Below are 24576 nucleotides of genomic sequence, written 5' to 3'. Positions count from 1 at the left end.
CAATACGGTATACTACCGGTACATCTAGACGGCCATTAAAAAGGCCGCAGCCAAGACGATAACCGAGGAGCTGTTTGTCCATGACCGTGATTCGCCAGGACGACGTCATTCAGAGCGTTGCCGATGCTCTACAGTACATCTCTTACTACCATCCTAAAGATTTCATTGATGCAATGTCAGCCGCTTACGAGCGTGAAGAGAACCCCGCGGCGAAAGACGCGATTGCACAAATCTTAATTAACTCAAGAATGTGTGCTACGGGACATCGTCCAATTTGCCAGGATACGGGCATTGTGACGGTGTTCGTTCACGTGGGTATGAACGTCACCTGGGACGCCGAGCTAAGCCTCGATGACATGATTAACGAAGGTGTGCGCCGCGCGTATCAGTTGCCTGATAACGTGCTGCGTGCTTCTGTTCTTGCTGATCCCGACGGTAAGCGAGCCAATACCAAAGACAATACCCCCGCGATTATTCACCATTCGCTTGTGCCTGGCGATAAGGTCGATATCCACGTCGCCGCGAAGGGCGGTGGTAGCGAAGCTAAATCTAAGTTTGCGATGCTAAACCCATCCGATAGTGTTGTGGACTGGGTGATGGAGCAGTTGCCCAAAATGGGCGCAGGCTGGTGCCCGCCGGGTATGTTGGGAATTGGTATTGGCGGCACCGCTGAGAAGGCGATGATAATTGCCAAAGAAGCGCTGCTCGACCCTATTGATATACAAGATTTGCAGGCGCGAGGACCTAGCAACCGCGCTGAAGAGCTGCGTCTGGAACTGTTCGATAAAGTGAATAAGAGCGGTATCGGCGCTCAAGGCTTAGGTGGGTTAACCACGGTGTTGGATATTAAAGTTAAAGACTATCCAACCCATGCGGCCAATAAGCCTGTGGCAATCATTCCCAACTGTGCAGCCACGCGTCACGCGCATTTCACGCTTGATGGCAGTGGCCCCGTGGCGCTTCCTGCTCCTAAGCTTGAAGACTGGCCAGAAATCACCCGCGAAGCAGGCGATAACGTCAAGCGCGTTAACCTGGATAGCGTCACTCCCGAAGAAGTCAAAACGTGGCAGCCGGGTGATACGCTGCTGTTAAACGGTAAGCTATTAACCGGCCGTGACGCGGCGCATAAGCGCATGGTGGACATGATTGCCAAAGGCGAGCCATTACCAGTTGATATGAAAGGCCGCTTTATTTACTACGTGGGTCCTGTTGATCCGGTAGGTGACGAAGTCGTTGGCCCCGCTGGTCCGACCACCGCGACTCGAATGGACAAATTCACCCGCACCATGCTTGAAGAGACCGGCTTGCTTGGCATGGTTGGTAAAGCGGAACGTGGTCAGGTCGCCATTGATGCCATTCGCGATAACCAGGCGGTTTATTTGATGGCTGTTGGCGGCTCTGCTTACCTTGTTGCCCAAGCAATTAAGAAGTCACGTGTTGTTGGTTTTGAAGACCTAGGAATGGAAGCTATCTACGAATTTGAAGTTGAAGATATGCCGGTCACGGTCGCTGTCGACAGCCAAGGAACTTCCGTCCACCAGACAGGCCCGGCCAAATGGAAGGAGATCATCGCTCAAAAGGCGTAGCATACTGATGGCGTAGAACCGCAGTCAGTGACAAATAAGCCCCGTCTCTCGCGGGGCTTTTGTGCATTAGCAGTGCAATAATCTGATCAACAGCTCACTTGATAGCGAGGAACAGGCAATGACCTCATGGTTGCTAGGGACCAGCATTATGCTGATACACCTATTGGGTATCGTGTCAGCGGTCATGGCGCTTATGTCGAGCAGAACGTCCCAGGGGGCTATCGCCTGGATTATTTCACTATTAACGTTTCCTTATGTTGCGCTGCCTGCGTATTGGTTTTTCGGACGCCCGCGTTTCTATGGCTATGTAACAGCAAGAGGGGAACGAGATAACGTATTACGTCGAGTGTTGGTACGTTATCGCCATAACATTAAGCCGCACCTTTCATCGCCGACTAGCACTGATATTCAGGCAGTGGAGCAGCTGGCAATGATGCCGTTGACTAAAGGTAATAGTGCCGACTTGTTGATCGATGGTGAAGCCACTTTCACAAGCCTTTTTGAGGGTATTGATCAGGCAAAAGATTACCTTCTGCTGCAGTTTTTCATTGTACGTAACGATGCTTTAGGCAAACGATTGCAGCATCATTTGATTAAAGCTGCACAGCGGGGTGTGCGTGTTTATTTTCTATACGATGAAGTGGGTAGCCGGAAACTAAACGATGGCTTTTTAAATGAGATGATCAAAGAAGGCATCGAAGTAAAAGCATTTCGTTCTTCTCGTGGCTTCAAACATCGCTTTCAGCTTAATTTTCGCAACCATCGTAAAATAGCCGTCGTAGATGGTAAGCAGGGCTGGGTAGGTGGTTTTAATGTTGGTGTAGAATACCTTGGGCAAAATCCACGGCATGGCCCCTGGCGTGATACCCATTTAGCGCTTGGTGGCCCGTGTGTGCTGGGTTTACAGGAAGCTTTTTGGGAAGATTGGCACTGGGCAACAGGGGAAGTCATTACCTTAAACTGGCATGCCGAGAGTCATCCGCAAGATGATCATCATGTGGTTATCGTGCCCTCCGGCCCGGCCGATAAACAGGACACGGCTAGCCTTTTAATCCAACAGTTAATTCATAGTGCTAATGAAAGGCTCTGGGTAACCAGCCCGTACTTCGTGCCAGATCAAGGAGTACAGGATGCGCTTAGGTTAGCAGCAATGCGGGGCGTAGATGTACGGGTTATGATTCCCGAGCGCCCCGATCATTTATTGGTGTTTCTATCTGCATTTTCATTTCTGCCTGATATGTTAAGAGCAGGTGTAAAAATATACCGTTATCTTCCTGGTTTTTTACACCAAAAGGTCATGCTTATTGACAGCAACGCAGCAACTGTCGGCACAATAAACCTGGATAATCGATCTTTTAGGCTCAACTTTGAAATAACGGCTTTCATACCCAGTGCCGCATTTGCTAGTAAAGTACATGCCATGTTAGAGCAAGATTTTGCTCAGTGCCGACGCGTTACAATTGACGAAATTAGCCAGCGCCCAATGTGGAAGAAAGTAGTTTCTCGTGCGGCATATTTAACCGCACCTATTCAGTAATCAATAATAACCCTGCACGCCGCTAACAACGATTAGGCAAAAGGAGTTTTGGGTGAATTTAGAAACAAAATGGCTCGAGGATTTCGTTGCATTAGCCAATACACGAAGTTTTTCGGCATCTGCAAGGCAGCGCCATGTTACTCAGCCTGCATTCAGTCGCCGTATTCGTGCGCTAGAGCAAGCGGTAGGGGTCATCTTAGTAGATCGTTCGACAACACCGATTGGCCTGACCTCAGAGGGCCAATTGTTTTTGATCACCGCACGCAACCTAGTGGAGCAATTGAACGAGTCATTAAGCCATCTCCGGGGAGTTTCTATTGCGAATGAAGCGCTTGATATCGTCGCGGCACACTCGCTGGCATTAAGCTTTTTCCCACCTTGGATTTCTCGTTTACAAAAAGGCTTGGGTGAACTGCCTACACGATTGGTCGCCATGAACGTTGGGGAGGCTATCCATGTTCTGCGCGAAGGTAACTGTGATCTGATGCTGGCATATTATGACCCCTTTGCCACTATGCAGCTGGACGCAGAAGTCTTTCCCTCTTTCTCGATTGGCCAAGTAAAAATGTTGCCGGTTTCACTACCAGATGAAGACGGCAAACCGCTTTTCTCGATTCAAAATGACAGTTCAATTCCCTATTTAGCTTATACGCAGGGGGCATTTCTGGGACGAAGTGTACGCATGCTGCTCAAAAACGATCCATTACGACTAAAGCTGCGTACGGTTTATGAAACGGCCATGGCGGAAGGATTAAAAGGCATGGTGCTTCAAGGAGTGGGGGTTGCTTGGATTCCTGATTTTTGCATTCGTGAAGAGCTCAAAACCGGCAAATTAGTAAGAGCTGGCGATGAAAATTGGGATATCCCTCTAGAAATTAGACTTTACCGCTGTTCGTTAGTCCATAAACCCGGCGTTGAGCGTCTCTGGCGTCAAATGATGAAATTGCCACGCGATTTTCTGCAGGCTTAGCCTGCAGAGCGACTAGAAAAAAGCCTTAGATTTTAAAATGTGCCTAAATCTGCCGGTAATCCAAGAAAATTTTGAATAATAAAGAAGTGATCTTCAAACAAGCTTTCTGGTTCTAGATCAGCAAGGGCGACCCAGCGAGCATGATCGCCGCCCTTGACTGGCTTTAAACGGGGCAACTGCTGCTCAGGTCTGAGAGCAAAATAGAAGGCTTCTGCTAACGTTCGTCCACGCCAACTGCGATGAGGTTCATCAAACAAGCGCTGTCCACGTAACGAGCCCTTTAAAACGGGTTCGGGCACTTTAAGCCTTAAACGTTCACGGAGCTCCCTTAAGCAAGCATCTAGTAAGCGCTCATGAGGGTTGATGAAACCTCCGGGTAAAGCAAGAAGCCCTTTACCCGGCGCAGCCATTCGCTTTACCAACAAAATATGGCCTGATTGGACGACAACCGCATTAACAGTCACAAAAATGGGCGGATAGGGAGCTTGTGCCCAGGCTTGTTTGTATTGATCGAGTAGCTGCTGCTCTTCCAGTAGGCCGTGGTAGGCAATACCTTTGCAAAACTTGTCAACGCTTTTGACGACTTCTGGTGGTAAGTCGTGGTATGCACCTGTACTCAAATAGTCATCGGTAGAACCAGGCGAGCGAAACAACCGCTCACGTATTTGACTCGCTGAAATACCTTCAACGAGTGGCACACTAATGGACTCCCATTGGGGGAAAAGCGATAAATAGTAGCTTGATTGTCCTCTGCTTGCGCCAATCAAACCAATACGGGGTAAGCGAGCGTTGGCAGGGGACGTCAAATCACGCACTTTGCGCTGCACATCTCGTACCCACACATCATCGTTATAAAGCGCATCAAGTAGTGGCGTGATTTCCAGGCGTTGATTGTCTTGATCATCAAACCCAGAACGAATCATTGCCTGTCGCTCATCGAACGTCCACGGGTTGCGTAAAGAGCGAGCCTGCCAAGCAGATCCCACTAATACAATGACTTGACGTGCCTGTTTTAACGCCTCTCGGATAATGGCAAGGTGGCCAAGATGGGGAGGCTGAAAACGACCAATAAACACCAAGCAATCAAAGTCGTAAGCCGTAGTAGATTTAACAGCATCCGAATTCATAACGCTTCCTTGGTCGTGGGTGAGAAAGTAACAGAGAAAAGAGAGCCATTATGAAGTGGGCAGTTAAGGTGCGCAATGCGCCTCCGCCTGCGCTCAACGTTTTAGTTCGGTATGATTGTTAGATGTATCTTGCGCTAGTGCTAGATAGGGACACTCTTTTGTTAAGGGAATGAATATGCTGAAAAAAACGATCACTTTTTGGTGGAACGTGGTTCAAGATGCGACGGCGTTATGGCTTGAACGAAATGCCTTCAGCTATGCCGGATCATTAGCGTTCTACACACTCTTCTCCTTGGCGCCTACCGTTATTATCGCGGTAACAGTGATTGGCGTGGTGCTGGGTGAAGATGCCGCTCAAGGTCAAATAGTTGCTCAGCTTCAGGACACGTTAGGCGCTGACGCAGCACTTGCGATTGAGCAGGCTGTTGCTCAGTCACGTATCGAAGAGTCAGGTATCTTACCAACAGTGCTTGGCTTTGTAGCCTTGTTAGTGGGTGCCACAACCGTGTTTGCGCAGATGCAATTTTCGCTCAATACCATTTGGGGCGTCACTGCAAAACCCACCTCCAACAGTGCTCTTATCTTTATAAAAAATCGTTTGCTTTCCTTAACCGTCGTGTTGTCTATTGGCTTCATTCTACTCGTATCGTTAGTGCTGGGGGTTGTCTTGCGAGGGATGCTCCACGGAGCCGGTAACTTATTACCCTATGCCAGTTTATTAACGACATCGCTTGAGTCATTAATCTCACTGGCGATGGTGGCATTGTTATTCGCTACTATTTTCAAAGTGTTGCCGGATGTTGTTCTCCGTTGGCAAGATGTGCTGATTGGCGCGATAGTAACTGCTGTGTTGTTTACAATTGGGCGCAGCGTTATTGCTATTTATTTAGCATATACCGCCACAGCGTCGACCTATGGTGCAGCGGGGTCTGTTGTGATGATTTTGTTATGGGTATATTACAGTTCATTAATTCTACTATTTGGCGCCGCTTTTACTCGCTCCTTGCTACTTCGTCGTGGGCGGCCATTGGTGCCACGTAATAGTGCCGTGCTGGTGAAGAGAGAGTTAGTGTAAGACAAGAATTGGTTTAAAAAAGGTGGTAGAAAGAGCCCTCTATAGGGCTCTTTTGAAAAGAGCGAATATCAACAGATTTCAGCCTGTCGATTTATCAGGCTGAAGTCTATAAACGCTATTGTATAAACACTGAGAGGACAGTTTATGCCTACTTGTTGTGTACGTGCCTATGTAACAGGAAAAGTGCAGGGAGTATGGTTTCGGCGTTCAACACAGGAACAAGCGCTTCAACGAGGGCTAACAGGTTACGCCAAAAACTTACCCGATGGGCGGGTAGAGGTGTTGCTATGTGGCAATTCCACTGCCGTATCTACGCTAACTGAATGGTTATGGCAGGGGCCCGAAGGAGCGCAGGTAACCCATGTCACTATTGAAGTGCTGGATGGCCACCGCGCTCCCGATCACTTTGCGACCTATTAATCAGTGCTCAATACGTTCGCCTCAGTTTGCCATTGCTTAATATTATCAGCAGTGAGCGCCACAATGTTCTGGCGAGCCTCAGGCGTGATCCAGGCATTGTGAGGGGTCACTATCAAATTAACTGCCTCGCCTTCTGCTAATGCTGTTAATAAAGGGTGTCCGTCTTTCGGCGGCTCAGTGGGCAGCACATCAACTGCTAACCCTCCAATCTTGCCAGCACGAAGCGCCTCAAGTGCCGCTTCTTCATCGATGATGCCGCCCCGGGCACAGTTGACTAATAGCAGTGATGACTTTGCGTTTGCCAAGCGTGTGCGATTAATAAGGTGCTTGGTTGTTTCGTTAAGCGGGCAATGCAAGCTAATAATATCTGCCGTCGGTAATAAATCGTCGAGAGAGGGCCGTTTATCGTTTGATTCATTGCCAGGGCGAGCAGCAAATGTAACCTTCATTCCAAATGCTTCAGCTAGACGTGCCACTTCTGAGCCAAGCTCTCCTTGCCCCACCATCACCAGATGCTTATTGGAAAGCTGCAGCGTCGAGTGAGCTTGTAAGCAAAAGAAATCGCTGCGCTGCCATTCGCCTTGTGCGATGTCAGCTTGATAGCGAGGCAAACGGTTTGCTAATGCCAGCATAAGCAGTAATGTATGCTGAGAAACGCTTGCTGTTCCGTAGGCGGAGACGTTCTTTACAAGAATGTTTTGGGCTTTAGCTGTGTCGAGATCAATATTGTTAAGCCCTGTCGCCAGCACACATATAAGCTTGAGTTTAGGTAAGGCTGATAGTGTTTCTGCGTTCAGTACAACCTTGTTGACGATCGCTATGTCCGCATCCGACAAGCGCTCACTTGCCTGTTCGGCAGTGCTTTGCTGGTACACCTCTAAATGACTAACAAGGTCTCGAATTGCTGTTAGATCGATATCCGCGCCTAAGCTCTCGGCATCCAGCATTACCGCATTGGGCATTTTTCTTTTCTCCATTATCTGCCGAAAGGCACTTGGCCTTGCTCAGCAGGGGGCACAAAAGGGTATAATGTGTCGCTCTATCAACCGCAGTCTTGGAATTTATCCCAGCAGGCCACATATTCTTTGCCTGGCAAGCGTTGTTTTGCCACTAGTTTATACAAACTTAGCCTGTCGGAGTTGAGCTTTTCAGGAGTTATCAACATGCCCATCTATGAGTACGAGTGCAAGGCCTGCGGTCATCGCATGGAAAAATTGCAGAAAATCAGTGCGGATCCGCTGAAGGATTGCCCCGCGTGCCAGCGAGCCAGTCTTGAGCGTTTGGTCTCGGCGGCTGGTTTCCGCCTTGCTGGCGGCGGTTGGTATGAAACCGATTTTAAAACAGGAAGTAAGAAAAACTTGGCAGCAGAAGGCCAATCTACTTCTAGCACTGGTGCCACAAGCGATACCAGTAGCGCATCAACGAAAAAGGGCGCCGCGGCTTAGCCGCGGTTGTCAGGGTCACAACGGCCCACGACAATCTCATTGCCACGTAACAGAACAGGATTAGACATGCGCAGCCATTATTGCGGCCAGCTTAACGAAACTTTGGTGGAACAAACGGTCACTGTCTGCGGTTGGGTACATCGCCGCCGTGATCATGGTGGGGTCATCTTTCTGGATATGCGCGATCGCGATGGCATCGCTCAGTTCGTTGTCGACCCAGATACCGCCGAGGCATTTGCTAATGCTGACCGTGCTCGCAGTGAGTACGTGCTTCGTATTACTGGCCGTGTCCGGCTGCGCCCTGAAGGAACGCAAAATCCTAACATGCCAACGGGCATGATTGAGGTATTAGCTAAAGAGGTGGAGGTGCTCAACACAGCTGCCACACCACCTTTTCAGTTGGATGAGCACAACAAAGTAGGCGAGGAAGTTCGCTTAAAGCATCGCTATATCGACCTTCGACGCCCAGATATGATTGAGAAGCTGCGCTTGCGTTCGCGTATTTCTCACAACGTCCGCGCTTACTTGGAAAACCAAGGCTTCCTGGATATCGAGACGCCGGTATTGACTCGCGCAACACCTGAAGGTGCCCGCGACTACCTCGTTCCTAGCCGGACACATGCAGGCAGCTTCTTTGCACTACCGCAGTCGCCACAGTTGTTTAAGCAGCTGTTAATGGTGGCCGGTTTCGATCGCTACTACCAGATTGCTAAATGCTTCCGTGATGAAGATCTGCGGGCTGATCGCCAGCCTGAATTCACGCAAATCGATATCGAAGCCTCTTTTGTGGAAGAAGACGATATCATGGGCATTACCGAAGCCATGATTCGTCAACTCTTCCAGGAAGTGCTGAGCGTTGAGCTGCCTGAGTTCCCACGCATGACCTGGCAGGAAGCAATGGATCGCTTTGGCTCTGATAAGCCTGATCTGCGCATTCCGTTAGAATTGACCGATGTTGATGACCTGATGCAGCAGGTTGATTTCAAGGTCTTCTCGGGCCCTGCAAGTGCGGAAGACGGCCGCGTAGCAGCATTGAAAGTGCCAGGTGGCGCCAAATTGTCTCGTAAAGAAATCGACGAATATACTAAGTTCGTTGGTATTTACGGTGCCAAAGGGCTGGCGTGGATTAAGGTCAATGAGCGTGCCAAAGGGCTTGAAGGTCTTCAATCACCCATTGTTAAGTTCATGGAAAATGTGGTTGAAGAGCTGCTTGATCGCGTAGGCGCTGAAGATGGCGATATCATTTTCTTTGGTGCGGATAAAGCGCGCATCGTCAATGAAGCCATTGGTGCATTACGCGTCAAGCTAGGTGCCGACCTTGAGCTTTATACCCAGGCGTGGGCGCCGCTATGGGTTGTCGATTTCCCGATGTTTGAAGCGGACGACAACGGTCGCCTCAGCCCGTTACATCACCCGTTTACTGCACCTTCTTGCTCGCCAGAAGCGCTTAAAGCTGACCCAGCAAAAGCCTTGTCGCGTGCCTACGACATGGTGCTTAACGGAACCGAGCTTGGTGGTGGTTCCATTCGTATTCACGATCAAACCATGCAAAGCACTGTGTTTGAAATTTTGGGCATTGGCCAAGAGGAAGCGCAAGAGAAGTTTGGCTTCCTGCTGGATGCGTTGCAATACGGCGCGCCTCCCCATGGCGGCCTAGCGTTCGGCTTGGATCGTTTAGTGATGCTGATGGCTGGAGCTAAGACAATTCGTGAAGTGATTGCCTTCCCGAAAACCCAAAGCGCCGGCTGTTTACTGACTGATGCACCAGGTGAAGTCAGCGCGGATCAGTTGAAAGACTTGAACATCCGTCTGCGCCAAAAAGCGAAAGCAGAGACCGCCAGCGAATAATTGCTCAGCTCTGCTTTGTAGCTCAGCAACGAGAAGTTCGCCAACTAGTAGTTCAGCACCGACGTTTAGGCGTCGGTGTTTTTGTTTGAACCGCTCGCTACCAATAGGACAGCTGCCATGGATGAAAAACAGCCCGCTCCCGCGATTAGGATTTTGGGTATCGACCCTGGTTCGCGTATCACGGGCTATGGGGTCATCGATTTAATAGGTGCTAAGCCTCATTATGTCGCCAGTGGCTGCATTAGAACGACCGATGGCCCTTTAGAGCAGCGTTTGGCGCAAATTTATGCAGGTTTAAGCGAAGTAGTGGGGCTGCATCGGCCCAATGCCGTCGCCGTTGAGCGAGTCTTTATGGCTAAAAACCCCGATTCAGCATTGAAGCTTGGCCAAGCACGGGGCACGGCTCTCGTCTGCATCGCGAATCACGGTCTGAACATTGCAGAATACGCAGCAAGGCAGATCAAACAAGCCGTTACGGGCCAGGGAGGCGCGGAGAAAAGCCAGGTGCAGCATATGGTCACCGCTATTCTGCAGCTCTCTTCAACGCCACAGGCGGACGCCGCGGATGCGCTAGCTATCGCGCTTACCCATGCGTATGCAGGACATGGCTTACTTGCCACACCCGCTAAGGGCAGTCGTCGGCGCAGCACAGGGCGGTGGCGGCTTTAGTTGCTTACTGGTCATTTGTACAGAGTGTCTTTATAGTAAATGACTGCTTTTTATTATTGCGAGCATACCTATGATCGGTCGTATTAATGGCTTTTTGTTAGAAAAGCACCCCCCTTGGATTGTGGTTGATGTGCATGGTGTCGGTTACGAGCTTGAAGCCTCTATGAACACCCTAGTGGCACTTCCAGCCGTAGGAGAGAGCGTATCCATGTATACGCATCTTACAATTCGTGATGATGCCCATTTGCTTTACGGCTTTGGCCGTGAACAAGAGCGTGCACTGTTTCGCGCCCTAATCAAAGTCAACGGCGTAGGGCCAAAGCTTGCACTAGCCATCCTTTCCGGAATGGATGAAGCCGCCTTTATGCGCTGCGTCCGTGACGACGATAGTAAAGCACTGACGAAGCTTCCGGGCGTTGGTAAAAAAACTGCCGAGCGGTTAATTATTGAAATGCGTGACCGTTTCCCTGAATGGGAGAACGCGGCGGATGCGCCCCTCGCGTTAGAAGCGGCGAATGGAGAGCCTGCTCCCCGTGACTCGTTAGCAGATGCGGAAGCTGCCTTGGTGAGCTTGGGCTATAAGCTTACTGAAGCCTCAAAAATGCTGGCTGACATTAATCCCAAGCAGTCAACAGAGGCGATTATTAAAGCCGCGCTGACAAAACGCATGACTGGGTAACAACGTGGGTTATTTCATGGAACGACTGATAGTGCGCACTTTATGTTAGAACATGACCGATTAATCGCGGCTGAGCCCGAACAAGGGGAAGGGCGTATTGATCATGCTATTCGTCCCAAACATTTAAAGGATTATATTGGGCAACCGCGAGTACGCGAGCAGCTTGAAATTTTCATGGGAGCCGCAAAGCTACGGCAGGAAAGCCTAGATCATACCTTGGTATTTGGGCCCCCTGGGCTTGGTAAAACAACGCTTGCGAATATTATTGCTACCGAGATGGGGGTAGGGCTGAAGTCAACTTCTGGCCCAGTGCTTGAGCGTGCAGGTGATTTAGCCGCCATGCTGACGAACCTTGAGCCAGGTGACGTGCTGTTTATTGATGAAATTCACCGGCTGTCCCCCGTGGTAGAAGAGGTGCTTTATCCGGCAATGGAAGATTTCCAGCTGGATATTATGATCGGTGAAGGGCCCGCTGCCCGCTCAATCAAACTAGATTTGCCTCGCTTTACCTTGGTAGGTGCGACAACGCGCGCAGGCTTACTAACCTCTCCATTACGTGATCGCTTTGGCATTGTGCAACGCTTGGAGTTTTACAACCTTGAAGAGCTGACTGAGATTGTCACTCGCTCAGCCCGCTTGCTAGGTGTTGAAACGAGCCATGAAGGTGCTATAGAGGTTGCCAAGCGCTCCAGAGGCACCCCGCGTATTGCCAATAGGCTGCTGCGTCGCGTACGTGACTATGCAGAAATAAAGGGCAATGGCATTGTTGATGTTACTCTCGCCGATGCGGCACTCAACATGCTAAATGTCGATCACCATGGGCTGGATCATATGGACCGGCGGCTCTTGTTGGCAATGATCGATAAATTTGATGGCGGACCTGTTGGGATTGACTCAATCTCAGCCGCTATTAGTGAAGAACGCGGTACCATTGAAGACGTCATTGAACCTTACCTAATACAGCAGGGGCTGATGATGCGCACGCCAAGGGGGCGCGTAGTGACGCGACAAGCGTGGCTACACTTCAACAAAACGCCTCACGAACATGCTATTGATCCAGAAGGAGAGCGGCGCCCATGAATAATGGGTTCACGATGCCGGTGCGCGTCTATATGGAAGATACTGACGCCGGTGGAATTGTCTACTACGTTAACTACTTGAAGTTTATGGAGCGCGCCCGCAGCGAATGGTTACGTACGCTAGGCCTTAATCAGCAAACTTTGCTAGACGATGGCACCCAGCTAGTGGTATATCGCTTGGCCTGTCACTACAGCAAGCCGGCACGCTTGGATGACTCACTTATTGTCAGTACAAATATTGAGAATGTTGGTCGATGCCGGATGACTTTTTTGCAGCAAGTGCAGCGAGATGAGGAACTCTTATGCGCTGCTACAGTCGAGATAGCCTGCTTATGCGCGCATAAGATGCGGCCAAAAGCATGGCCAAAAACATTGCAGGTGCTGGGTTGATTCGTTTAAGGCGAACACCGAGAACACGCATAAATCTGTGATATGTGTAAACCTATGGCATGTGTAAACCTATGGAGTAATAGCGCGATGTAGCGTGCGTACTTCATGGCCTTTATATACCACCACTGTTCGGAAATTCCGACATTAATAGCTTGATGAGGGTAACTGTGAACGATAACACCATGTCCATCCCCCACTTGATAATGAGTGCCAGCACGGTTGTTCAGCTGGTGATGTTACTGCTGGTGGTGGGGTCAATCCTCTCATGGGTGGTTATTTTCCAACGCAGCATTGCCCTACGCAGGGCAAAACAGGAATACAACCAATTTGAAGAATCCTTTTGGTCGGGTGTCGATTTAAACGAGTTATACCGAGAAATTCCTGCTGACGACCCACGCTATGGAGCAGAGCATATTTTCCAGGCGGGCTTTCGCGAATTTAATCGTTTAATGCCAAAAACACGCAACCCCGACACAATCTTAGAAGGTGTGCAGCGGAGTATGCGAGTCGCCTGGTCTCGGGAAGAAGACCGCCTAACGCAGCATCTTGTATTTCTCGCAACGGTGGCATCCGCGAGCCCTTACATTGGCTTGTTCGGAACGGTTTGGGGAATTATGGGTTCATTTCAATCCCTTTCTATGACCCAGCAAGCTACATTGGCAACCGTTGCGCCTTGGATTGCTGAAGCGTTAATTGCAACGGCTATGGGCCTGTTTGCAGCTATTCCCGCGGTAATTTTCTATAACCGTCTATCGAATGATGCCGCTCGTTTGTTGGGCAAATATGAAGACTTTGCCGAGGAATTTCACGCTATCTTGCACCGTAATTTGCAAGGTCGTGAAAGTAAGTCCAGCGCTAGCTAAGGGAGTACGCTATGCAAGGCCCGTTTAATCGCAGCGGCAATAAAAAGCCGATGGCTGAAATCAACGTAGTCCCCTTTATTGACGTCATGCTGGTCTTGCTGGTGATCTTTATGATCACCGCACCAATGCTCACTCAAGGGGTGCAAGTCGATCTACCTCAAGTCACATCAGAGCCTATCGAAAGCCAAGACGATAGCGATCCGATTATTATCTCGGTCGATCAGGATGGAGGCTATTTCATCACGCTTGGCGAAGACTCAACGGCTGTTTCTCTTGAGCAAATGGCAGAGCGAGTAACAGCGATATTACAGCGACGACCTGAAACACCTGTCATGGTTCGCGGCGATCGCAACGTTGCGTACGGACAAATAGTCGTATTGATGAGCACACTGCAACGCTCGGGTGTCGCTAATGTAGGTCTGTTATCTGAGCCGCCACAAGATGGTTAAACGTAGCGCGCAAATGGCAATCAAACCACCCCGTGACCCACAGGATGTTGGCTATACTTGGCCTACTGTCCTGGCGGTTGCGGTGCATCTATTAGTTGTGCTTTTTAGTTTGGTTAGTCTGCCAAGTTCTACGGCAGAGCCAGACTCGTCCTCTATTGTGCAAGCGACCTTCGTCAGTACTGAAACATTCACTGACCAAGCACAGCAAACAACGGATCAACAAGCAGCTCTCAATAGTTCAACCGACCCCGATGAGGCTGAGCCAGCACCAGAGCCTGATGCAAGTGAGCAAGAAGCATTGCAGCAGCAGGCAGACGAGGCCGCTGCGAGAGAAGAAGCTCAAGCTCAAGCACGAGCAGAAGAGCAAGCTCGCGAGCTGCAAGAAGCTCAAGCTCAGGCCGAAGCCGAGGCACAGCGACGAGAAGAAGAAGCGCAACGTCTAGCCGAACAGCAAGAAGTAGCAGCTCAAGCCAGAGAAGAGGCTCAGCGGGAAGCTGAGGCAGAAGCCCAGCGCCAACGTGAAGCCGAGGCAGAAGCCCAGCGCCAGCGGGAAGCCGAGGCAGAAGCTCAGCGCCAACGTGAAGCCGAGGCAGAAGCCCAGCGCCAGCGGGAAGCCGAGGCAGAAGCCCAGCGCCAACGTGAAGCCGAGGCAGAAGCTCAGCGCCAACGGGAAGCCGAGGCAGAAGCCCAGCGCCAGCGGGAAGCCGAGGCAGAAGCCCAGCGCCAACGGGAAGCCGAGGCAGAAGCTCAGCGCCAACGGGAAGCAGAGGCAGAAGCTCAGCGCCAGCGGGAAGCCGAGGCGGCCATGCAGCGTCAGCTAGAGGGGGAAGCCCAAGCTGCTGCTAACGCACAGCAGGCGCAGCAAGCAGCGAATGGTTTTATTAATATTGTGCGTCGAGCGGTAGAGCAGGCATGGTTAATTCCAGCAGGTGCCAGTGACGCAATGAGTGCTACGATTCAAGTAAGGCTTGGGCCATCAGGAGAGGTACTTTTAACCACTATCGCCACATCCAGCGGTGATAGTGCCTTTGATCGGTCTGCAATGCAGGCTGTTGAACACGCTGCTCCGTTCAGCGAGCTGAGGGATTTGCCCGCAGAGCAGCAGCGTAACTTACGTCAATTTAATCTGCGATTTACCCCGGGGGATGTTCGCTGATGCAAACCATAAGCAAAGTGTGGCTGTTTTGCGTACTGCTATTCGTTAGTAGTTATGCAACTGCAAATGCAAACCTGACTATCGAAATAACACGTGGGAGCGACCAGGCTTTACCGATTGGTATCGTTCCCTTTGCAGGCGGCGATAATATGCCTGAAGACGTGGCTCAAATTATCCAGGACGACCTTGAGCGCAGCGGTTTTTTTGCGCCCTTAGAACGCAGTGCCATGTTTGATAGGCCAAGCCAGGCGGATGACGTTGAGTTTGGCACTTGGCGTTCGCTTGATGTTCGATATTTGGTGGTAGGCCGAGCACAACAGACAAATAGTGGTTATCAGATTCAATTTGAGTTAATGGATATCAGTGGACAGCGCCGTATGATTGGCGAAACGGTCACGGCAAATGTGAACGATTTGCGTGGTGCTGCTCACTATATGAGCGATCAAATTTTTGAAGAAATTACCGATATCCGGGGGGCTTTCTCAACTAAAATTGCTTATGTAACCGCTCAAGGGTTGGGCGATAACATGCAATTTGGTCTGTATGTGGCCGATGCGGATGGACGTAACAGTCAACAAGTGCTTACCTCCGACCAACCGATTATGTCACCTGCATGGTCTCCCGATGGCCGGAAGCTGGCATACGTATCCTTTGAAACAGAGCGTCCGGCTATCTATATTCAAGATGTTTCAACTGGGCAACGGATACAGGCAACTTCTTTCGACGGTATTAATGGTGCCCCTACATGGTCACCTGATGGCCGCAAAATCGCTATGTCGCTGTCCAAAGATGGACAACCAGAAATTTATATCCTAGACATCGGTAATCGCTCAGTAGAGCGTATAACTCAAAACAGTAGCATTGATACCGAACCAACTTGGGCGCCCGATGGACGTAGTTTGTTGTTTACCTCTGACCGTAGCGGTGGACCGCAAATTTATGAATACTTGCTAGGTAGCGGTGAAGCAAATCGCATTACATTTACCGGTAACTACAATGCTCGCGCGCGCTATTCACCTGACGGAGAGCAAATCTTTTTAATTCACCGCTCCAACCGCGGATACCAAGTTGCGCGTCAGGAGCGTGATGGGGGACGTCTTGTTGTAATAAGCGAAACAACAAGAGATGAATCTCCTAGTGTTGCGCCGAACGGGACCATGGTAATCTTCGCTACCCAACAGGGTAGTAATGGGGTGTTAAGTGCCGTTTCAGCGGATGGCCGCTCGTCATTTAGATTACCCGCAGCGCAGGGTGATGTTCGCGATCCCGCGTGGTCACCTTTTTTAAATTGATTGACGAAAAGTTTACATTTTTTGTTTTCAGGCAAGGAGTCTGATTATGCAACTTAAACCGTTGGCTCGCTCATTAGCAGTAGCGCTATCTATCGTAGTAATCGCTGGCTGTTCCAGCACCGGCGGAACCCAGGATGGTGACTCTTATGGAAGCCAGGATGGCAGCGGCACAGGGACTAGCACCTCAGGTGCTGGCACTGGTGGCCAGTATGGCTCTACATCAGGTTCTGGCGCAGGCGCTGGTCAACAAGCCGATTCACGCATTCCAGAAGTCCGTACTATCTATTTTGACTTTGACCGCGACACTATCAAGGGCGATTACGAATCAGTCGTGATGGCTCATGCTCGCTATTTGCGTGCTAATCCCAGCGCCCAAGTTGTTCTGCATGGCCACACCGACGAGCGTGGCACTCGCGAATACAACATGGCCCTAGGTGAGCGTCGTGCCGGTGCTGTTAAGCGGTTCTTAAATATTCAAGGCGTGTCTCCCTCGCAAATGAGCGTCGTGAGCTATGGTGAAGAGCGTCCGGCTGCTAGCGGCCAAGGTGAAAGTGCCTACTCTCAAAACCGTCGCGTCGTCTTTAACTACTGATGGCATTGGCGTACCTAGGTGCTCAACATCAAGTACTCGCTATTAGGCGCTAGGTACGCTAACTAAGTAATGATTGGAGTCATCATGAATCACAGTCTCAAACGTTATTTTGAGAGGCTGTGCGGTGCGGGAGCCATTGTGCTCCCGCTGTCCGTATTGCCCTTGACAGCTTTTGGTCAACAGCCCCTCGTTCAAGACTTATCAAGCGGGTCTGGCTTTTATCAGCAAACCCAACGCCAGGAAGCATCTGGTGGTAACTTGGTACTCTTTAACCAAGTGCAAGAGCACCAGACAGAGATCCAGCAGCTACGTGGTCAAATTGAAGAACTGCGACACCAGTTAGAGCAGCTTCGTCGGCAATCACAGCAGCAGTACCTGGATATTGAAGATCGTTTGATGAATAGCGGCCCTAGCCAAATTGAACAATCGACGCCTGCAGTGGAGCCCGAGGCGGCAGAGCAAGTTGCCAACGCACCTTCTGCTCGGAACGTCAGTGAAGACGCTCAGGCTGATTACCAAGCAGCGTTTGCCCACGTTCAAGCACGTCAATTCGCAGATGCGATCAATGCGTTTAAAGCCTTTGTCACTGATCACCCCGACAGCAGTCTGACCTCTAACGGCTATTACTGGCTGGGGGAACTTTATGCTGCTGAAGGCGAACTTAGCGCTGCTGATGAATCATTTAGCCGTGTTATTGAGCAGTACAGCGGCAGCAGTAAAGTCCCCGATGCGCTTTATAAGCTAGGATTAGTAAAAGCACGGCAGGGCGAGGCTGAACGCAGTCGTGAACTGCTCGAACAAGTACGTGATGATTACCCGCAGAGTAGCGCGGCAGGGCTTGCCAATGACTTTTTACGTCAGTCTGCAGGATAACGTCTGTTTACATTTTTGTATCAAGGAAACCTCATGAGCTGCAAAATCGACTATCAACCAGCGTCCAATCTTTTGGAAAACCGCGTCGTGTTGGTAACCGGTGCGGGTGATGGAATTGGACGTGCGGCGGCACTTACCTACGCCCGCCATGGGGCAACTGTGATACTGCTTGGCCGCACGATAGCCAAGCTTGAGCGTGTCTACGATGAAATTGAAGCAGAAGGCGGACCACAGCCGGCAATTTTTCCGCTCAACTTTGAGGGCGCAACGCTCAAAGACTTTCACGATATGGCTGAAACGCTGGACAAAGAGTTTGGCCGTTTAGATGGATTGCTACATAACGCTGGCTTGCTAGGCAGAATTACGCCTTTTGAGCAGTACAATCCAGAGCTGTGGGAACAAGTCATGCAGGTCAATATCAATGGGCCTATTTGGATGACCCAAGCGTTGCTACCACTGCTTCAGCAGTCAGCTGATGCTTCTGTGGTCTTCACCTCATCAAGCGTTGGACGAAAAGGCCGGGCCTACTGGGGGGCATATTCGGTTTCAAAGTTCGCCACTGAAGGTTTTGTGGAAGTGCTTGCTGACGAACTTGAAAACCAGTCTACTGTGCGGATCAATACGTTAAACCCAGGGGCAACACGTACCCAAATGCGCCGAACTGCTTATCCAGGTGAGGATCCGTTGACGCTGCGTACCCCTGAGGAAATTATGCCCACTTACTTATGGCTTATGGGGCCAGACAGCACGGGGGTTAGTGGCAAGAAGTTTGACGCTCAACCACCACGTGCATAAATGCATCTTACCCATAGCTTTCTGACGTACCGCACCGCTTGTCGATGTTCTAGGCATTTTCATTCAATTAACGCTATCAATGAAAAGCAGCCAGAGCATCGACTAAGTCTTTACAGGTTTCAAACCATAAGTCAGCTGGCCACTGCTGATAATCGTCTTCCTCGCTGATATACCCGTAGCCAACGGCGACAGCCGTCATTCCTGCCGCTTTTGCCGCCTCCATATCACGAATATGATCACCGACGTACCAACACGCTTGTGGCGCCACGTTAAGCCTGCGCGCAGCCTCCCAAAGAGGCTCCGGAGCGGGTTTTCTGACCGCTAGATCATCTGCACATAAAAGAGCCCCTGGCGTTAGCGCCAATGCATCTAACAGCGGAAGGGTATAGCGTCTTGGTTTGTTCGTTACGATTCCCCACGAGCGTGATGCTGAATGCCAGCGGTCTAGCCATTGGTCAAGGGGTTCAAATAGCCGACTGTGAACAGCAACTGCTTGTTCATAATTATCTAACAAATACTGCCGCGCCGTATCGTGTTCAGTAGAACCACTTTCGATACCAATAGCCAAGGTTACTAAGGCACTGCCGCCGTTAGAAACTTGGCCTCGTATTTTCCCGTAGGGCAGTGGTGCCAGCCCATGATGCCGCCTCAATGCATTCGTTGCTTCAGCAAGATCAGGGGCAGTGTCAACAAGAGTTCCGTCTAAATCAAACAGTATGGCTTCAGGTATTGATGTTGACATTTATTGGCTCGCTTTCCGGCAATACATCATGTAATTGACCGATACATCGTTTGCGACCAAGCGGTAGTGACGAGTCAGCGGGTTATAGGTCAGCCCCGTTTGTTCGTTAATCTCAAGATCTGAGGCTCTCGCCCATGCGGCCATCTCAGAAGGGCGGATAAATTTTGCATAATCATGGGTGCCGCGCGGCAATAGTTTAAGCACATACTCAGCGCCTAAAATCGCAAAAGCATACGATTTGGGGGTGCGATTTAGGGTCGAGAAGAAAACATAACCCCCAGGGCGAACCAGCTCACTGCAAGCACGAATGACCGATGCAGGGTCAGGCACATGCTCAAGCATTTCCATGCAGGTTACGATGTCATAATGCCCCGGCTGCTCTGCTGCCAGCGCTTCAACGCTTATCAGTCGATAATCCACCGATGCATCGCTTTCTGTCGCATGTAGCCGGGCAACGCTAAGAGGCGCTTCTCCAAGATCAATGCCGGTAACATTAGCACCTCGATGAGCCATTGATTCACTTAAAATCCCACCGCCACAGCCGACATCGAGCACCTTTTTACCGGCTAAACCTGCACGCGCGTCAATAAAGTCAAGGCGCAAGGGATTGATAGCGTGCAGCGGCTTGAATTCCCCCTCTGCGTCCCACCAACGACTAGCAAGTGCTTCAAATTTCGCAACTTCCGCTGCGTCGACATTGTCGTGGTTGCGATGAGTAGTGCTATCCTGAGGTATCGCTTGCATGTTTTAACTCCCATTGTCGGTAAGTTGGCATGAAGGTGGCAACCAACCAGTCGTTCAGTATTATGTCATTCTAACCACTCCTGGAAAGGAACGCATGAAAAGGAACGCGACATGAATCTTAACCCCCTATTTTCGCGACTTTTATTTTCTCAGGGAGCGTGATGAATGCGAGTATTACTCCACGGAAGTGAACTAAGTGCCGCTACCGCCGCCGCCGCGTTAGCCTGGGTAGGCCATCAAGTTGAGTGGCTACTACACGAAAGCGCACCATGGCCACAGCTTTTAAAGGCGGACTGGCTGCGCAGCGAACCTGAGTTAATGACGCATATTGAACAAGCGTTAGCCAGTGAAACACTGAGAATCATTGAAGCGCCAGAGCAGGCTCACTCTCCTGATGTGGTTTGGTTGGCTCTGTCGCCCGATCAGCGCCAAGCGGCCAAGACACTGCTTGAAGCCCCTATATTTGAGCACCATAGTGGTGCTGTATTAATTAATAACTCAACATTTCCAGTAGGCGAAACAGAGCAGTTGCACGCGCTTATGGGGCCCCAGCACAGTAGCGTTGCCTTACCTGACACCCTGGAAGAAGGGCGGGCCTGGCTCTCCTTTACGCGTCCTTCACGCTGGCTGCTCGGTTGTGACGATGCAACAGGTGAACAGGTGGCGCGCGAGCTTTTACGTGCCTTTAATCGCCGCAATGATGTGTTCCAGCGTATGCCTTGTAGAGCGGCTGAGCTGACTAAGCTCGCTATAAACGGCATGCTGGCAACACGTATCAGCTACATGAACGAGATTGCAGGCCTTGCAGATACGCTCGGAGTTGACGTTGAACATGTACGCCAAGGTATGGGCGCTGATACCCGAATTGGCTATGAATATTTATACCCTGGCTGTGGCTTTGGTGGCCCCAACTTCTCTCGCGACCTAATGCGCTTAGCTGATGTTCAGTCAGCCAGTGGTCGTAATTCGGCATTGCTAGAGCAAGTAATGGACATCAATGAACAGAAAAAAGAGACGTTATTTAGGAAACTCTGGACGCTCTTCGAGGGCGATTTAGCCGGCAAAACGATTGCTATTTGGGGAGCCGCTTTTAAACCAGGAACCACTCGAATCGATCACGCGCCTGTGCTGACACTCCTTGCTGCCTTATGGGCGCAAGGCGTAAAGGTAAATCTTCATGATCCAGCGGCAACCCCCGCGCTGCTCAACGCGGTCGGTGACCGAAACGATCTAACTACATTCACCAGTGACCCATACTTGGCATGTGAAGGAGCTGACGCACTGATGCTGGTGACTGAGTGGAAAACTTATTGGAACCCTGACTGGCATCGTTTAGCCTCGTTATTGAGCGCTAAGTTGGTGCTGGATGGACGAAATATTTATGACCCAGCCTTCGTGGCTAGCTGTGGCTTACGGTATAGAGGAATCGGGCGTCGAGCAGATCCCACAACGCATTGAGGAAAAGTCATGCCCAACAGTACTGCATCTTCTCGCATTGTTCCCGATGTGGACCAAAGCTTGACCGCACAACACTTGCGTCATCGCAGGGGGCCCAAACTGTGGCCATTGTGGTTATTGATGATGCTTATTATCATTTCGCTGGGGGCCGCCGCGGTGGGCCTTTGGTATGAAAGAGAGCGCTTATTAGAAGAGGTCCATCGAGTAAGTGGAGAAGTCTCTAATCTTCATGCAAGACTCGACTCGGGTGACACGGACACGCAAGATGCGATAGCCTTTGTACAAGCACAGATGACAACGCTGTTCCAAGAACAGGAGCAACTAGCCGTTGCGGTGACACGTACCCGTGAGGAACTCTACGGTCTTTTGACGTCAAACGAAGAGCTCGTGAATGGTGATGCCCTAAGCAGCATTGCTGAGCGTATTAGTCAGTTGGAAGAACAAGCAGCGTTGCGTGACCAACAGCTTGCCGCTATACGCACATCACTTGACTCACTTGAGCAAGCGGGCATGTCTGGGCGGCAAAATCTAGCAGAAGAGGTAACTTACCTCGAAGAGATGCTGTCGCAGCGCCTATCTGCGACTACCAACCGACTCGATGATATTGCTAAGTTAGAAAACGAAAACAGCGAATTGGTAACAAATGTTACTGCATGGCAAGAAGAGGTCGATCAGCGTTTTACTGAGGTAAACTCAACCCTTGAAATGCTAAGCAGCACTGATACTTCAGCTACTCAAGAAGCGTTACAAGCGCTTGAACAGCAATGGGCGCAACGATTAAACACCTTAGAGAGTGATATCCGTCAAGTGCGGCAAGCCCAGCTGGCATTTAGTGCTCAGATGGAGATGCTCCGCTAGCAATTGTCACCAGCATAAAGCAATGGGTAATAAAGCCACCGAGTCGCTGATTTGGTTAGGGATGAACTGCATGGAAAGAATACGGCGATGGCCTACCGTTAAACAAGCGACTCGTGAGGTGGTTTTACCGCTTCTTGTAACGTGGTCAGCTCCCGTATGGGCACTTAACGCGTCAATCGATGGTGTCAGTAGTGAAGTAGAGGACAATATTGATGCCTATTTACAGAACATTGACGAAGATCAGTACACCGATATCCGTTTGGAAGGCGAAATACGTAAGCGTGCGCAAGAAGCCATGCGCGTTTTCGGCTACTACGAGCCTGACATTACGGTTGATGTTGATAGCTCACCTATCACACTTCGCATAGAACCCGGCTCGCCGGTCAAAATCGACGTGCTTTCTGTCAATATCAGCGGTGAAGCAAGCGATGACCCTCCGTTTCAGGAAGCACTCGATGCATTTCCCTTGAAGGAAGGCGATACACTACGGCATGCCCCATGGGATCGCCTACGCAACCAGTTTTCAGGCCTAGCACTTGAGCGTGGTTATTTCGACTGGGGGTTTACTGACCGCCGAATGGAAATAAGGCCATACCTTGAAAGCGCTCGTCTCTATATGGATTTCGACAGCGGCCCACGCTATCAATTTGGCAATACGACTATTTCAGGTAGTCATATCGAACCTGAGCGTTTGCTTCAAATGCAGACCTTTGAAGCAGGGGAGCCTTATCTAGCGGAATCGATAGCCCGCTATAATCAACGTTTAGCTGAGACAGAATGGTTCAGCTCTGTGACGGTACGACCACGCTTAGAGACAGCGCGGGAGCTGACCCTATCGCCGCCAACAGGAAGCTCACCGTGGTGGAATGAAGCAACGGCATCGCAGCCTCAACGTCCTAGGCTGTCCAGCGCAGCGCTTGTCAGCGCACTTAGTGTCACTCAGCGGGACGATACCAGTCTGCCTATTGACGTAAGTGTAGAGCCTGCCGATCGCCATCAATTTGAAGTCGGGATTGGCTTTGCAACTGACGTAGGGCCGCGCATGCGCTTTGGCTGGAAACAGCCATGGATTAACCGCTTTGGCCATAGCCTGGATCATGATCTGTATGTTTCAGCCCCCGACCAGCGCTTCACAGGGACTTACAATATCCCGTTAGAAGATCCGTTACGCGATAGCTATCGTCTGCAATATGGCGTGCGTAACCTGGATGATGGCGATACCCAGTCGTTAGAGGGTACCGTGGAAATCGCTCGTCGATGGGAGTTTGAAAATCGCTGGGTACAAACACTTTACTTCCGTACGACCTATGAAGACTTCACCCAAGGGGGAGTCTCAGATGAAGTATTGCTGTTTTATCCAGGCATTCAGTGGTCCCGTACAAGAACGCGTCCTCAGCGGTTTCCGCTTTGGGGAGATAGGCAACAATTATCGCTCGAGTATTCAGACACGATATGGGGATCCGATGCCAAGTTCGCGCGTATGACGGGTGACACAGAATGGATTCGCACCATTGGCGATGATAATCGTTTTTCGGCACGGCTAAGTATCGGCGCTATCGAAACAGATAATTTCGATAAACTGCCTCCTTCGTTACGCTTTTTTGCGGGCGGTGACCGAAGTGTCCGGGGTTACTCCTACGAAAGCCTATCTCCGCGAAATGAAGAAGGGCTGTTACGTGGCGGCCAGCAAATGCTGACCTCGACTCTAGAGTACCAGCGTCGCGTGACTGGCGACTGGTGGGGAGCAACTTTTGTCGATACTGGAGATGCCTTCGATAATTGGGGGCCAGAAGAGTTAAAAACGGGCGCAGGGGTTGGCGTACGCTGGATTTCCCCTGTGGGCCCTATCCGACTTGATGTAGCACACCCATTTGACGATGAAGACGATTGGCGCCTGCATTTTTCCATCGGACCGGAATTTTAGGAGAG

At 50.6% G+C, this 24576-nt stretch carries 25 protein-coding genes; 21 read left to right on the top strand and 4 right to left on the bottom strand.

The window, feature by feature from the left end; genetic code table 11:
* Positions 1 to 80 precede the first annotated feature (80 nt).
* The 3 genes from CEK60_RS06915 to CEK60_RS06905 all read left to right on the top strand — a co-directional run bounded on the left by CEK60_RS06915 (position 81) and on the right by CEK60_RS06905 (position 4093).
* Positions 81 to 1586 carry a fumarate hydratase gene (locus CEK60_RS06915; protein ID WP_089038405.1) on the top strand — a complete coding sequence of 502 codons (1506 nt, stop codon included), beginning with the start codon at positions 81 to 83 and terminating at the stop codon, positions 1584 to 1586.
* A gap of 118 nt (positions 1587 to 1704) precedes the next feature.
* Complete coding sequence (cls, locus tag CEK60_RS06910; RefSeq protein ID WP_089038404.1) at positions 1705 to 3123, top strand: cardiolipin synthase; 1419 nt, start codon at positions 1705 to 1707, stop codon at positions 3121 to 3123.
* Positions 3124 to 3175: 52 nt separating this feature from the next.
* Positions 3176 to 4093 carry a LysR substrate-binding domain-containing protein gene (locus tag CEK60_RS06905; protein WP_089038403.1) on the top strand — a complete coding sequence of 306 codons (918 nt, stop codon included), beginning with the start codon at positions 3176 to 3178 and terminating at the stop codon, positions 4091 to 4093.
* 32 nt (positions 4094 to 4125) lie between these two features.
* Here CEK60_RS06905 and CEK60_RS06900 read toward each other — a convergent pair whose 3' ends face one another.
* Positions 4126 to 5220, bottom strand: coding sequence for a bifunctional nicotinamide-nucleotide adenylyltransferase/Nudix hydroxylase (locus tag CEK60_RS06900; RefSeq protein WP_089038402.1), 1095 nt, complete (start codon positions 5218 to 5220; stop codon positions 4126 to 4128).
* A 175-nt stretch (positions 5221 to 5395) separates the two neighbouring features.
* On the opposite strand from CEK60_RS06900, the gene CEK60_RS06895 reads away from it, so the two are divergent.
* Positions 5396 to 6295, top strand: a complete 900-nt coding sequence (locus tag CEK60_RS06895; RefSeq protein WP_089038401.1) for a YihY/virulence factor BrkB family protein — start codon at positions 5396 to 5398, stop codon at positions 6293 to 6295.
* A gap of 144 nt (positions 6296 to 6439) precedes the next feature.
* Positions 6440 to 6715, top strand: a complete 276-nt coding sequence (locus tag CEK60_RS06890) for an acylphosphatase (protein WP_089038400.1) — start codon at positions 6440 to 6442, stop codon at positions 6713 to 6715.
* Here the strand turns inward: CEK60_RS06890 and CEK60_RS06885 are convergent.
* On the bottom strand, positions 6712 to 7677 hold the full coding sequence (locus CEK60_RS06885) for a D-2-hydroxyacid dehydrogenase (RefSeq protein ID WP_089038399.1): 966 nt from the start codon (positions 7675 to 7677) through the stop codon (positions 6712 to 6714). The two genes, CEK60_RS06890 and CEK60_RS06885, sit on opposite strands and share 4 nt — an antisense overlap.
* Before the next feature lie 201 nt (positions 7678 to 7878).
* Between CEK60_RS06885 and CEK60_RS06880 the strand changes: the two genes are divergently transcribed.
* From CEK60_RS06880 to CEK60_RS06820, 13 genes are all read left to right on the top strand, one after another.
* A complete protein-coding gene (locus CEK60_RS06880; RefSeq protein WP_038484338.1) occupies positions 7879 to 8160 on the top strand; it encodes an FmdB family zinc ribbon protein in 282 nt (93 codons plus the stop codon).
* Between the two features lie 66 nt (positions 8161 to 8226).
* Positions 8227 to 10008 (top strand): aspartate--tRNA ligase, encoded by a 1782-nt coding sequence (aspS, locus tag CEK60_RS06875; RefSeq protein WP_089038398.1) that lies wholly within the window; start codon positions 8227 to 8229, stop codon positions 10006 to 10008.
* Positions 10009 to 10125: 117 nt separating this feature from the next.
* The gene (ruvC, locus tag CEK60_RS06870; protein WP_089038397.1) at positions 10126 to 10677 is read left to right on the top strand and encodes a crossover junction endodeoxyribonuclease RuvC; all 552 of its coding nucleotides are present in this window, start codon (positions 10126 to 10128) and stop codon (positions 10675 to 10677) included.
* A gap of 70 nt (positions 10678 to 10747) precedes the next feature.
* The gene (gene ruvA, locus CEK60_RS06865; protein ID WP_089038396.1) at positions 10748 to 11356 is read left to right on the top strand and encodes a Holliday junction branch migration protein RuvA; all 609 of its coding nucleotides are present in this window, start codon (positions 10748 to 10750) and stop codon (positions 11354 to 11356) included.
* Between the two features lie 42 nt (positions 11357 to 11398).
* Positions 11399 to 12436 carry a Holliday junction branch migration DNA helicase RuvB gene (ruvB, locus tag CEK60_RS06860; protein ID WP_089038395.1) on the top strand — a complete coding sequence of 346 codons (1038 nt, stop codon included), beginning with the start codon at positions 11399 to 11401 and terminating at the stop codon, positions 12434 to 12436.
* Entirely contained in the window at positions 12433 to 12825 is a 393-nt protein-coding gene (ybgC, locus tag CEK60_RS06855) for a tol-pal system-associated acyl-CoA thioesterase (RefSeq protein WP_089038394.1), read from the top strand. The genes ruvB and ybgC overlap by 4 nt, the downstream gene beginning before the upstream one ends.
* Positions 12826 to 13007: 182 nt before the next feature.
* Positions 13008 to 13688 (top strand): protein TolQ, encoded by a 681-nt coding sequence (gene tolQ, locus CEK60_RS06850; protein ID WP_226912576.1) that lies wholly within the window; start codon positions 13008 to 13010, stop codon positions 13686 to 13688.
* 11 nt (positions 13689 to 13699) lie between these two features.
* A complete protein-coding gene (gene tolR / locus CEK60_RS06845) occupies positions 13700 to 14137 on the top strand; it encodes a protein TolR (protein WP_089038393.1) in 438 nt (145 codons plus the stop codon).
* Between the two features lie 13 nt (positions 14138 to 14150).
* On the top strand, positions 14151 to 15293 hold the full coding sequence (gene tolA, locus CEK60_RS06840; protein WP_089040871.1) for a cell envelope integrity protein TolA: 1143 nt from the start codon (positions 14151 to 14153) through the stop codon (positions 15291 to 15293).
* Positions 15293 to 16585: a Tol-Pal system beta propeller repeat protein TolB gene (gene tolB, locus CEK60_RS06835; protein WP_089038392.1), complete on the top strand. Its 1293-nt coding sequence runs from the start codon at positions 15293 to 15295 to the stop codon at positions 16583 to 16585. Before tolA ends, tolB begins: the two co-directional genes overlap by 1 nt.
* Positions 16586 to 16631: 46 nt before the next feature.
* Positions 16632 to 17177, top strand: coding sequence for a peptidoglycan-associated lipoprotein Pal (gene pal / locus CEK60_RS06830; protein ID WP_089038391.1), 546 nt, complete (start codon positions 16632 to 16634; stop codon positions 17175 to 17177).
* Positions 17178 to 17261: 84 nt separating this feature from the next.
* Positions 17262 to 18050, top strand: coding sequence for a tol-pal system protein YbgF (gene ybgF, locus CEK60_RS06825; protein ID WP_089038390.1), 789 nt, complete (start codon positions 17262 to 17264; stop codon positions 18048 to 18050).
* 33 nt (positions 18051 to 18083) lie between these two features.
* On the top strand, positions 18084 to 18845 hold the full coding sequence (locus CEK60_RS06820) for a YciK family oxidoreductase (protein ID WP_089038389.1): 762 nt from the start codon (positions 18084 to 18086) through the stop codon (positions 18843 to 18845).
* A 76-nt stretch (positions 18846 to 18921) separates the two neighbouring features.
* On the opposite strand, the gene CEK60_RS06815 is transcribed toward CEK60_RS06820, so the two are convergent.
* Positions 18922 to 19587, bottom strand: coding sequence for an HAD-IA family hydrolase (locus tag CEK60_RS06815; protein ID WP_089038388.1), 666 nt, complete (start codon positions 19585 to 19587; stop codon positions 18922 to 18924).
* Positions 19588 to 20331, bottom strand: a complete 744-nt coding sequence (gene ubiG, locus CEK60_RS06810) for a bifunctional 2-polyprenyl-6-hydroxyphenol methylase/3-demethylubiquinol 3-O-methyltransferase UbiG (RefSeq protein WP_089038387.1) — start codon at positions 20329 to 20331, stop codon at positions 19588 to 19590.
* A 165-nt stretch (positions 20332 to 20496) separates the two neighbouring features.
* Here ubiG and CEK60_RS06805 point away from each other — a divergent pair, with 165 nt between their 5' ends.
* From CEK60_RS06805 to tamA, 3 genes are all read left to right on the top strand, one after another.
* The gene (locus tag CEK60_RS06805; protein ID WP_089038386.1) at positions 20497 to 21789 is read left to right on the top strand and encodes a nucleotide sugar dehydrogenase; all 1293 of its coding nucleotides are present in this window, start codon (positions 20497 to 20499) and stop codon (positions 21787 to 21789) included.
* A 9-nt stretch (positions 21790 to 21798) separates the two neighbouring features.
* Positions 21799 to 22647: a hypothetical protein gene (locus tag CEK60_RS06800; RefSeq protein ID WP_089038385.1), complete on the top strand. Its 849-nt coding sequence runs from the start codon at positions 21799 to 21801 to the stop codon at positions 22645 to 22647.
* Positions 22648 to 22717: 70 nt separating this feature from the next.
* Positions 22718 to 24571, top strand: a complete 1854-nt coding sequence (tamA, locus tag CEK60_RS06795) for an autotransporter assembly complex protein TamA (protein WP_089040870.1) — start codon at positions 22718 to 22720, stop codon at positions 24569 to 24571.
* Positions 24572 to 24576: the final 5 nt, after the last annotated feature.

It is taken from the genome of Halomonas sp. N3-2A, from assembly GCF_002216165.1.
Lineage (GTDB): Bacteria > Pseudomonadota > Gammaproteobacteria > Pseudomonadales > Halomonadaceae > Vreelandella.
Note: the sequence above shows the minus strand (reverse complement) of the source record. Positions and strands in the feature narration are given on the sequence as shown.